Origin of the sequence: Vibrio sp. M250220 (assembly GCF_036533795.1) — a bacterium.
Classification (GTDB): Bacteria; Pseudomonadota; Gammaproteobacteria; order Enterobacterales; family Vibrionaceae; genus Vibrio.
This window is the reverse complement of the sequence record NZ_JATABI010000072.1, coordinates 1-10,801: the sequence shown is the minus strand read 5'-3', so window position 1 is coordinate 10,801 and position 10,801 is coordinate 1. Positions and strand designations below refer to the sequence as shown.

Below are 10,801 nucleotides of genomic sequence, written 5' to 3'. Positions count from 1 at the left end.
CTGAGGCCACGGGCGGCGAAGATGAGAATTTAGATTTTTTCTTCTTCATGCATTAAGCATGACGGCTAGAAATGATCACTCAATTAGGAATGTTGGATCAATTGCGTTAACTCACACTTTTTGTCAATGGACTGCTGGTGAACGCTTACGAAGCTGATAGCTTGGTAAGGTCAGGAAGGTGGTGAACTCTTTTGCTGTCGACAGCTCGAAGAAAAGGTCAGCGGTTTGTTCAAAGCGGCCAGCAGCAAATCGAGTTTCGCCCACTTCCTGTTTAATGGTGTCGAGCTCTTGGTACAACCATTGGTGGAAGAGCTCTTTGGTAAATGTTTGTCCGTCGTCGAGTACGACGCCATGATGTATCCATTGCCAAATGTTGGCACGTGAGATTTCCGCCGTTGCAGCATCTTCCATCAGGCCATAAATCGGCACACAACCATGACCTTGGATCCATGCTTCGATGTAGTAGAGAGCAATGCGGATGTTTTTGCGCACGCCTGCTTCGTCTCGGCTACCTTCACAGGGTTTAAGCAGTAAATCTGCTCCTATTTCGTTGATTGGACTAACGAAATCAAGTTGGTTGGCTTTGCCATTAAGGTTCTTTTCGAATACCGACATTGCGAGGTCAACTAGCGCTGGGTGAGCCACCCAAGTACCATCGTGACCATTACGTGATTCACGCTCTTTATCTTCGATGACCTTGGCGGTCACGCGCTCCATCTCTGCGGGATCTTTAGCTGGAATAAAGGCCGACATCCCCCCCATCGCGAGTGCTCCTCGCTGGTGGCAAGTACGCACTAACAGCTGGCTATAGGCATTGAGGAACTCTTTGTCCATCCCGACCACATGACGGTCAGGAAGAATGCGATCAGCGTGATTTTTCAACGTTTTGATGTAGCTGAAAATATAGTCCCAGCGGCCACAGTTCATTGCGACGATGTGATCGCGCATGGCATACAGCATTTCATCCATCTGGAATACGGCTGGTAGGGTTTCGATGAGCACTGTGGCGCGAATGGTGCCGCGTTGAACGCCAAAGTAATCTTCGGTGAATGAGAAAACATCATCCCACCATTGGGATTCTTCCATGCTTTCCAGCTCTTGTCATTCCGAATTTGCTTAGTATCAGCGCGAAAGCCTGGCAATTCGCCAGCGTCATAACGCTTTTGTTGTTCTTCGCGAGCTTGCAATAGTGCATCTCTACGCGGTGCAAACTTCTCTACAAGTTTGGTTAGGAAAGAGAGAGCCTCTTTAGACAGTATGGCTTGGAATTCTGGGTTCTCTGTATTACCAACCACGCGTAGACAGGCAGTCTCTTCTCTTTCTGCTACATCGTTCATACTCATTGTTCGTCTCCTTTAAACAATATCGAATGATTTTGTGTACAAAATTGATTGTTCACGAATACTTATATTTCAATTTATGTAAACAATCAAAGGGTATTTAACAATTATTTTTCATTTGAGCGCTTGGGTAATTATTTTTATGTAAAGATATTTTATATAAAGCAATGATTTCTAGGCTTTAAAGGGTGAGTGATCGCTTAAAGTAAATGCTCTATGTTGAAAAAATGTTGCATTTGGGGGGGTGCCAAATTCTAAATATGATTCATAGTACACAAAGTGTCTTTGAATTGTATACAATCGAAATGGAGGTTCGCATGGCAAAGATGAAGGCAATTGAAGCAGCGGTAGAGGTGTTGAAGAAGGAAGGTGTAAACATTGCCTTCGGCGTCCCTGGTGCAGCCATCAACCCAATGTACGCAGCAATGAAAAAGCTTGGTGGAATCGATCATGTTTTAGCGCGTCACGTGGAAGGTGCGTCGCATATGGCTGAAGGTTACACCCGCACCAATCAAAACAATATTGGTGTGTGTATCGGTACATCAGGCCCAGCGGGTACGGATATGATTACCGGTCTTTACTCGGCATCGGCAGATTCAATTCCAATCTTGTGTATTACAGGACAGGCACCACGTGCGCGTTTGCACAAAGAAGATTTTCAGGCGGTTGATATTGAGTCGATTGCCAAACCTGTCACCAAGTGGGCGACGACAGTTCTAGAGCCTGCTCAGGTGCCACGAGCATTCCAGCATGCATTCCATCTGATGCGTTCAGGCCGCGCTGGTCCGGTTCTTATCGATCTTCCGATAGACGTACAGTTAACGGAAATTGAATTTGATATTGATACCTATGAGCCGTTGGAATCTTACCAACCCAAAGCCACTCGTGCTCAGGTTGAGAAAGCAATGGCAATGCTATGCGAATCAGAAAATCCAGTGATTGTTTCTGGTGGCGGCGTGATTAATGCGGGCGCTGAACCATTGTTGCAGCAATTCGCCGAGATCACTGGCGTTCCTGTCATTCCTACTTTAATGGGATGGGGTTCTATTGCCGATGATCATGAGCTAATGGCAGGTATGGTTGGCTTGCAGACCGCACACCGTTACGGTAACGCCACTCTGCTTGAGTCTGATTTTGTCTTTGGTATCGGTAACCGTTGGGCGAACCGACATACAGGCTCACTGGATGTTTACACTAAAGGACGTAAGTTTGTTCACGTTGATATTGAACCGACTCAAATTGGTCGAGTGTTCTGTCCTGACTTAGGCATTGTCTCTGACGCTAAAGCGGCATTAGAACTCTTGGTTGAAGTGGCTCGTGAGTGGCGAGATGCGGGTAAATTGCCAAATCGTAGTGCTTGGGTGGGGCAATGTCAGCACCATTGGTCTGTCGCAAATCGCTGCTGCCCAGTTCTTACATGTATACAAACCGCGTCACTGGATTAACTGTGGTCAGGCGGGGCCGTTAGGTTGGACAACTCCGGCGGCACTAGGTGTTCGTGCAGCGGATCCAAATCGCGATATCGTCGCTATCTCTGGTGACTATGATTTCCAGTTTATGATCGAGGAATTAGCGGTTGGTGCTCAGTTTAATTTGCCTTACATCCATGTATTGGTGAACAACTCCTACCTAGGTTTGATTCGACAGGCTCAGCGTCAGTTCGACATTGATTACTGTGTTCAACTTGCGTTCGAGAACCAAAATGCCCCCGAACTTAATGGCGACGGTGTTGACCATGTGGCGGTCGTCGAAGGTCTAGGTTGTAAAGCGATTCGTGTTACTGACCCAGAGCAAATGCAGGTGGCATTCGCACAAGCGAAAGCGATCATCAAGGAAGTCGGTAGTGACAACCTGTTTATTCAGTATGACATCTACCACATGCAGATCATGGAAGGTGATTTGGCACCAACCATGTCAGCGAACATCGAGCAAATCGCTCATGTGCAGTTGGCTGACAATCCAGGACGACATGAACCGGGGACGGGGGAAATCAACTACCCATTTATCGGTACTGGAATCATGGGCAGACCAATGGCTGCCAATCTACAAAAAGCAGGCTATGACATTGTGGTTTCAGACCATTTCAACCCACCGCCAAAAGATCTTGTGCAAGCGGGAGCGATAGTTTGTCACTCACCAGAAGAGGCAACACGTTTAGCCGATGTGGTTATCCTCATGGTGCCAAACACACCTCAGGTTGAAGATGTGCTATTTGGTGAAAAAGGTGTTGAAGCCGGCCTGACAGCGACTAGCGCTGAGGGCAAATTGGTTATCGACATGAGTTCGATTTCACCAATGGCAACCAAGGCGATTGCAGCACGTATTAATGAAAGTGGTGCTCAGTATCTCGATGCGCCAGTGTCGGGTGGTGAAGTGGGCGCGGTTAACGCCACTTTAAGCATCATGGTGGGTGGTTCACAACAAGCGTTTGATAAAGCCCGTCCACTGTTCGAAGCGATGGGTAAAAATATCACTTTGGTGGGCGACAATGGTGCGGGTCAAACGTGTAAAGTAGCCAACCAAATTATCGTTGCTTTAAACATTGAAGCGGTTTCTGAAGCGTTAGTGTTTGCTTCAAAAGCCGGTGCGGATCCCGCACGAGTCCGTCAGGCTCTATTAGGTGGTTTTGCTAGCTCGAAGATTCTCGAAGTTCACGGTGAGCGCATGATTGAAGGTACCTTCGATCCGGGCTTTAGAATCTCTCTACACCAAAAAGACCTAGATCTTGCACTGACAGGCGCGAAAGAGCTGGGAGTTGCACTACCTAATACCGCCACAGCTCAAGAGCTGTTTGAAGATTGCGCGGCGTTAGGAGGGCAAAATTGGGATCATTCTGCTTTGATTAAAGCGATTGAGAAACGCTCTGATCATTCAATCAGAAAGTAATTCCGTCTGGGGCGTAAAGGATTCCTCTCCCTTTATTGCTCCTTGGGTTTGGCATGAACCCTAAATTTATTGCTACTAAATCGCGTAGTTTTTTGTCTCCTTTTATACGCGTTCCCGTTGTAAGGCAAAAGGTAGGAGTGCTTATCGGGCTCCGTCTTAGCAGGCACCTGGCGTACTTACTTCGGGATTTTTTTTCTCATTGTGAACTGCGCAATATAGTGAGTTCAGTTAATTGAGGGAGGCTTGTGATATGTTAATCGGGTATGCCGACAGGCTGATATCACAGGGCAAAAGAGATGCAGTTAAATACCCTAATCGCTCGTCAAATTGTTGAACGTGCGACGAAAATTATCCAGTTTCCCGTGAACGTTATGGACGAGAACGGACAGATTATCGGATCCAGTGATCCAACCCGTTTACATCGCACTCATGAGGGAGCCTTACTGGCGATTCATGATAACCGTACTATTGAAATTAATCAGACGGTTGCCAGTACACTGATTGGTGTAAAAGAGGGAATCAATCTCCCCATTCTTTATCAAGATAAAGTGATCGGAGTGGTAGGAATATCGGGCCAACCGGATGACGTCAGAAGTTATGGCGAATTGGTCAAGATGACGGCAGAACTGATCATTGAGCAAGAAGCCTTGATAGCACAGATTCAGTGGAACAAGCGTCATCGAGAAGAGTTGCTGATGCAACTAATACAAGGGTCGACCCTAAACGAGAACCAACTGCTATCGATCGCAGAGAGACTGGATCTGAATCTTGCGCAGCCAAGAGTTGCCGCCGTAGTAAAGGTTATACCGAAACAGGGACAGTCATTGACATTAGAGCATTTGCAGAAGCTGGTGCATCTCTTGGACTATCCTGAACGAGACAATATTGTTGGCATAGTCTCTGTGTCAATGAACGAAGTGGTGGTGCTAAAACCAGTGACTCTTGTGGAAGGGAACTGGAACCAGAATGAAGAGAAAGCGCGGGTTAAACGTCTGTTGAAACGCATCGCACAGGAAGCGGACTTCTCAATTCAGATCGCACTAGGGCAATACTTTTCAGGGGTAGCGGGTTTAGCGCGCTCTTACGAAACCGCTAAAGCGACGCTTGCGAGTGCAGAGAAGAGCAAAGAAGCGATCTTGTTCTATCAAGATCATAAGTTGTCAGTATTGGTTGGCGGACTAAAACAAGACCAATGGAGGCGCTCTCAACTGACGGAACCGTTAGAAAAACTGTTGCGACACGATAGCAAAGGCGTACTTATTAAGACGCTCAGAGTGTTTTTTGATCAAGACTGCGATCTAGCTCAAGCTTGTGCAGCGCTACATATTCACCGCAATACTCTGCGATACAGGCTAGATAAGATAGAAGAAATTACTAACTTTAAAATCAATAGTTTAGATAATAAGGTGCAGTTATATTTAGCACTTAAATGTTTGTAATTTAATAGAGTGATTTGTGCAATGTGACATATTTAAGACGTCTTGGTCGCTTAAAATTTGTCAGTTTGCATAAAGGAATGATGGTGGAATCACTGAATAATAACCCCGTCCCTACTGACACCCTCAATGTCGGAAATGAGTTCTGGCGTAGAGAACAAACATTACTATAAACGGAGTTATTATGAGTCTGATCCTAATCCTGCTGGGGGTGATAGCCTTTATCGTCCTCGCAACCACCAAGTTTAAGTTACACCCCTTTTTAGCACTCATCGTAGCAGCATTTTTAGCTGCATTTGCTTATGGCTTACCAGCTGACAGTATTGCTAAGACCATCGCTTCAGGTTTTGGCGGCATTCTTGGCTATATCGGCCTAGTGATTGTTCTCGGTACCATAATTGGTGTCATCCTAGAGAAAAGCGGCGCAGCGATTACGATGGCCGATACTGTGATTAAAGTACTGGGCGATCGTTTCCCGACTCTGACGATGAGCATTATTGGTTACATCGTGTCGGTGCCTGTTTTTTGTGATTCTGGTTTTGTCATCCTTAACTCGCTGAAAGAGTCATTGGCAAACCGTATGAAAACATCCAGTGTCGCAATGAGTGTGGCGCTAGCAACGGGTTTATACGCAACGCATACATTCGTGCCGCCAACTCCTGGTCCAATTGCTGCCGCAGGTAATCTAGGTCTTGAATCTAATCTAGGTTTGGTTATTGGTGTGGGTATCTTCGTTGCCGCGACCGCAGCGCTAGCGGGTATGTTGTGGGCTAATCGCTTTAAAGATGTTGAACCAGATGCGGCTGAACAGGCAGAAGAGATCAAGCAGGACTGGAAAGAACTTAAAGCCTCTTACGGCGAGCTGCCGACTGCAGGGCAGGCATTTGCACCAATCTTTGTGCCTATTTTATTGATCTGTTTTGGCTCAATTGCCAAGTTCCCAAGCCTACCTTTGGGTGAGGGTGCACTGTTTGATGTGTTGGTGTTCTTAGGTCAACCACTGACTGCACTGCTGATTGGTTTGTTCTTGTCAGTACGTTTGCTAAAGAGCGACAACAAGGTTGAAGAGTTTGGTCAGCGTATTAGCCAAGGCATTACCGCGGCGGCTCCAATTCTACTCATTACTGGTGCTGGTGGTGCATTTGGTGCGGTTCTAAAAGCAACACCACTGGGTGAATATTTAGGAACAACCTTGTCTGCTTTGGGCGTCGGTATCTTTATGCCATTTATCGTTGCGGCGGCTCTAAAGTCTGCGCAAGGTTCGTCAACGGTGGCTCTAGTGACTACGTCTGCGCTTGTTGCCCCGATGTTAGCTCAACTCGGACTAGACTCTGAAATGGGACGAGTACTTACAGTGATGGCGATTGGTGCTGGTGCTATGACGGTATCGCATGCGAACGACAGCTTCTTCTGGGTTGTTTCGCAGTTTAGCCGCATGTCGGTTGGACTCGCTTACCGCGCACAAACCATGGCAACTCTGGTTCAGGGCGTGACAGCAATGACACTGGTTTACATTCTAAGTCTTGTTCTTCTGTAACAAGCCAAAATAGGAAACATATATGAAAGTAGTGATCGCTCCAGACTCTTACAAAGAAAGTCTCACTGCTATGGAAGTGGCGACTGCGATTGAAAGTGGCTTCAAAGAAATCATGCCAGACGCAGAGTACATCAAACTGCCGATGGCGGATGGTGGGGAAGGCACAGTGCAATCCCTCGTTGACGCGACTGGAGGCGATATCGTAACGGTTGAAGTGACGGGGCCTCTGGGTCAGCCAGTCACAGGCTTTTACGGACTACTTGGTGATGGTTCGACTGCCGTTATTGAAATGGCGGCAGCATCAGGCCTTCATTTAGTTGAACCCGATGAGCGAAACCCATTACTTACTACCACATATGGCACCGGCGAACTGATTAAAGCGGCACTTGATAGAGGTGTTGACCATATTATTATCGGTATTGGTGGCAGTTCGACCAATGATGGCGGTGTGGGCATGGCACAGGCACTGGGTGCGAAACTGGTTGATGCAAAGGGCGTTGACTTACCTTTTGGTGGCGGCGCTCTGGCTGATTTGGTCAATATTGACTTGTCGGGGCTGGACTCGCGTTTAGCGACCGTACAATTGGAAGTGGCCTGTGATGTCGATAACCCGTTGTGTGGTCCAAAAGGTGCTTCACATATCTTTGGTCCCCAAAAGGGAGCGACGCCAGAAATGGTGGTTCAGCTAGATGCAAACCTTGCTCACTACGCTAAGGTGATTCTTCAGACCAACGGTAAGGATGTGATTGATCAAGCCGGAGCGGGTGCTGCTGGAGGGCTAGGGGCTGCGTTACTTGGTTTGTTTAATGCGACGCTCCGTCCTGGGATCAACATTGTCATGGATGCCGTCAATCTTGCTGAAGTGATCAAAGATGCAGACTTAGTGATTACGGGTGAAGGGCGAATTGACAGCCAAACCATACATGGCAAAACACCGATTGGTGTTGCTCGTACCGCTAAGCTGTATAACTTGCCTGTGATTGGTATCGCAGGCAGTACCGCGCAGGACTGCCGTGTGGTTCACGATCATGGTCTAGATGCGGTGTACAGTGTCGTTTTAGGTGCGACGGACTTACCGACGGCGCTAAAAGAAGCAGCATTTAACGTCGAAATGACCTCACGTAATATTGCGGCTGCGCTAGCAATGAAGTTTGATTAAGTTACCTTATTCTCATGTTTCCAACGGCCACGATTTTAGTGGCCGTTTTTATTTAATGGAAACTTTGGAAGTTTGTTACGATATTATCATTCAAATCTATACTTGGTTTGTCTTATAAGGTACAGGGATTTGCTCAATGAAACGGGCTCTAACCTTTTTGGTAACGTCATTTACCATTGTTAGCAGTTTAGCATACAAAGGACAGGCACTAAGAGTTCACTGACTCAGTAAGAAGGAGCCAATCGGCTCCCTCTTTACAAATAAGTCTCAGGCTCTTTGTGTAGTTCTTCTTTCTCTCTAAAACGTTCTTCGTATCGGAAATCATGCAAATGAGCATGAACGATCTCTCTGAGTGGAAGCGCGATGGTAAACTTGTCTAATTCAACAGAGTCTTCCAGTTCATTTTCAATGTCTTCCATCACGGCATGATAGGGCGTGATCTTGTGGAGCACTAACGTGTCTCTGTCCCGATAACCGCTGAAGTAGGGCACGATATAAATATCGTTAAAATGGCCGGTTTGTATCTCGTAGATATAGCCTATGTATACCTTACGATCAGACATGGTGAAGAGAATCGGAAGCTCGTGATAGTGAGACTGGAAGAACAACTGCGTAAACTCTGGGCTCTCCGAATCCATAGAAAACTCAAACATGAACTTAGAAAACTTACGTTCTTCGTTGATGTAGTAGAGTTTTGGCAGCAGCCAGCTTAAGACGAGAGCCATTATAGATATATCAAATAAGGCGAACTCAGTGTACGAAGACTCACTTCTAAATACGCCAATCAGTACCAACTCACCAACCGAGAAGTGCCATCCTGTCAGTTTTCCGAGCCAAATGCCTAGTGCATACACAATCGTACCGACAGCGAATAAGAACAGACCGATAGCCGCAGACATCAAAAAAGTATGGTATCCATTACTACGCTTTAATTGATAGTGTGTTTTGTGCCATTGCTGAGCGAAAACATAACCAGAAATGCATAGTATTAATACAAAAAGTATTGATGGTTTAATCATTTACTGACGTCCATAAAAAAGGGCCAATGCGAATTAGCCCTTGTGTATACCTGTTGTGTGCAATGTCATGCCTGCACTTTATTGTCTTTTAAATAGCCTTCTCTGGCAGCTTTGGCTTGTTCTTGCGCAGCTTTGCTTTTACGGAATGCTTTCATATCCATTACCACACGATCTGGGTTAACCATTTTCAGCATTGGGTAATCGCGCTTCGTGGAATTCTGTCTACCAAAGAAGTTTCGGAAAATGTCCATAATCCAACTCATCAATACCTCCTAGATAGACTCACGTCATCAAGTCGGTGTTCTTATCTTAATGTTAGTGTAGGTGAACAAAGGTAGAGCGACAATGCTCTACGTTTATCTAATCAATATTACACATATCAATCTAACGTATCTTTTCTTACTGAGTCAAACCCTTCGAGCAAGACTTAGACCTTTCCCCAAAACTGTACAGGCGCCATCCAATCAAACATTGAAAAATGACATCTAAATAAGTACTGTTTATTCATACAGTGTTTATTTGGGTGTTTTTATGTCTATCCGTAATCTGCAAGATGGTTCTAACAAGCCTTGGCTATGTGAATGCTATCCACGCGGGAGAAGTGGTAAGCGCGTGCGTAAAAGGTTTGCCACCAAAGGTGAGGCGAGAGCGTTTGAGCTGTTTACCATGAAAGAGGTCGACGACAAGCCCTGGCTCGGCAAGAAGGCGGATCATCGCCGGTTACAAGACTTGCTTGATACCTGGTGGTCTGTTCATGGCCATACCGTCAAGACAGGCAAAAACTCCTATGCAGTTATAGAGAAAACCATCAAGATGCTCGGTAATCCACTGGCACGTTTGTTCACCGCGAACGACTATTTGCACTATCGCGCCAATCGAGTCAGTCACCATCCAACCAGACCAGATATTATTATCTCAGCCGCCACGCACAACATTGAACTTAAAACGTTCAGAGCGATGTTCAACAAGCTGATTAAATACAACCAGTGGAGTTTGCCCAACCCTTTAGAGGGAATCGAGCTGGTTGCGAGTAGCGAGCGTGAGCTGGCGTTCTTGGGCAAGGAGCAGATCACGCCTTTTCTCGAGAGGGTGCGCCAAGATAACAGCCCTTCAGCCGAGCAAATTCATCTGGCTTGCAAAGTATGCCTAGCGACAGGGGCGAGAATAGGGGAGGCTCTGAATTTAAAGCGTTCTCAGATCAGCCAGTACAAATTGCTGTTTACCGAAACGAAAGGCAAAAAGAACCGATCAGTGCCAATTTCTACTTCTTTGTATAACCTGATTACCCCCGACTTTCAGCCATACTAAAAGCGTCTATACTTAATGTATTGTTATGGGAGGGTTTGGTATGCCAAAGAATCAGATTCAATTCCAAGGTGGGATTTCTATTCCTCGATTTCTAAGTCTTTATGGCACAGAAGAAC

Annotated in this window: 7 protein-coding genes and 3 pseudogenes; 7 read left to right on the top strand and 3 right to left on the bottom strand. The window is 46.2% G+C overall.

Annotation, left to right across the window (positions count from 1 at the left end; all coding sequences use genetic code 11):
* Positions 1-123 precede the first annotated feature (123 nt).
* A pseudogene (locus QTN94_RS18570) lies at positions 124-1,343 on the bottom strand (malate synthase).
* A 314-nt stretch (positions 1,344-1,657) separates the two neighbouring features.
* On the opposite strand from QTN94_RS18570, the pseudogene QTN94_RS18565 reads away from it, so the two are divergent.
* The 6 genes and pseudogenes from QTN94_RS18565 to QTN94_RS18540 form a co-directional block, all read left to right on the top strand.
* Positions 1,658-3,176 (top strand): annotated as a pseudogene (locus QTN94_RS18565) (thiamine pyrophosphate-dependent enzyme); the annotation flags it as partial.
* A pseudogene (locus QTN94_RS18560) lies at positions 3,165-3,287 on the top strand (hydroxypyruvate isomerase); the annotation flags it as partial. The pseudogenes QTN94_RS18565 and QTN94_RS18560, both read left to right, overlap by 12 nt.
* Positions 3,288-3,329: 42 nt before the next feature.
* Positions 3,330-4,226, top strand: a complete 897-nt coding sequence (locus QTN94_RS18555; RefSeq protein WP_331428492.1) for a 2-hydroxy-3-oxopropionate reductase — start codon at positions 3,330-3,332, stop codon at positions 4,224-4,226.
* Positions 4,227-4,522: 296 nt separating this feature from the next.
* Positions 4,523-5,665: a sugar diacid recognition domain-containing protein gene (locus QTN94_RS18550; RefSeq protein ID WP_331418562.1), complete on the top strand. Its 1,143-nt coding sequence runs from the start codon at positions 4,523-4,525 to the stop codon at positions 5,663-5,665.
* Positions 5,666-5,846: 181 nt separating this feature from the next.
* The gene (locus QTN94_RS18545) at positions 5,847-7,199 is read left to right on the top strand and encodes a GntP family permease (protein ID WP_138971643.1); all 1,353 of its coding nucleotides are present in this window, start codon (positions 5,847-5,849) and stop codon (positions 7,197-7,199) included.
* Between the two features lie 22 nt (positions 7,200-7,221).
* Positions 7,222-8,358 carry a glycerate kinase gene (locus QTN94_RS18540; RefSeq protein ID WP_331418561.1) on the top strand — a complete coding sequence of 379 codons (1,137 nt, stop codon included), beginning with the start codon at positions 7,222-7,224 and terminating at the stop codon, positions 8,356-8,358.
* A gap of 254 nt (positions 8,359-8,612) precedes the next feature.
* Here the strand turns inward: QTN94_RS18540 and QTN94_RS18535 are convergent, their stop codons facing one another.
* On the bottom strand, positions 8,613-9,257 hold the full coding sequence (locus QTN94_RS18535; RefSeq protein ID WP_331428491.1) for a hypothetical protein: 645 nt from the start codon (positions 9,255-9,257) through the stop codon (positions 8,613-8,615).
* Positions 9,258-9,442: 185 nt separating this feature from the next.
* Complete coding sequence (locus QTN94_RS18530) at positions 9,443-9,640, bottom strand: hypothetical protein (protein WP_331428490.1); 198 nt, start codon at positions 9,638-9,640, stop codon at positions 9,443-9,445.
* A 268-nt stretch (positions 9,641-9,908) separates the two neighbouring features.
* On the opposite strand from QTN94_RS18530, the gene QTN94_RS18525 reads away from it, so the two are divergent.
* Positions 9,909-10,685, top strand: a complete 777-nt coding sequence (locus QTN94_RS18525) for a phage integrase (protein WP_331428489.1) — start codon at positions 9,909-9,911, stop codon at positions 10,683-10,685.
* Positions 10,686-10,801: the final 116 nt, after the last annotated feature.

Coding starts and splice junctions, on each gene's coding strand:
- QTN94_RS18550 (WP_331418562.1), top strand. CDS start 4,523: ATGCAGTTAAATACCCTAATCGCTCGTCAAATTGTTGAACGTGCGACG.
- QTN94_RS18545 (WP_138971643.1), top strand. CDS start 5,847: ATGAGTCTGATCCTAATCCTGCTGGGGGTGATAGCCTTTATCGTCCTC.
- QTN94_RS18540 (WP_331418561.1), top strand. CDS start 7,222: ATGAAAGTAGTGATCGCTCCAGACTCTTACAAAGAAAGTCTCACTGCT.
- QTN94_RS18535 (WP_331428491.1), bottom strand. CDS start 9,257: ATGTCTGCGGCTATCGGTCTGTTCTTATTCGCTGTCGGTACGATTGTG.
- QTN94_RS18530 (WP_331428490.1), bottom strand. CDS start 9,640: ATGAGTTGGATTATGGACATTTTCCGAAACTTCTTTGGTAGACAGAAT.
- QTN94_RS18525 (WP_331428489.1), top strand. CDS start 9,909: ATGTCTATCCGTAATCTGCAAGATGGTTCTAACAAGCCTTGGCTATGT.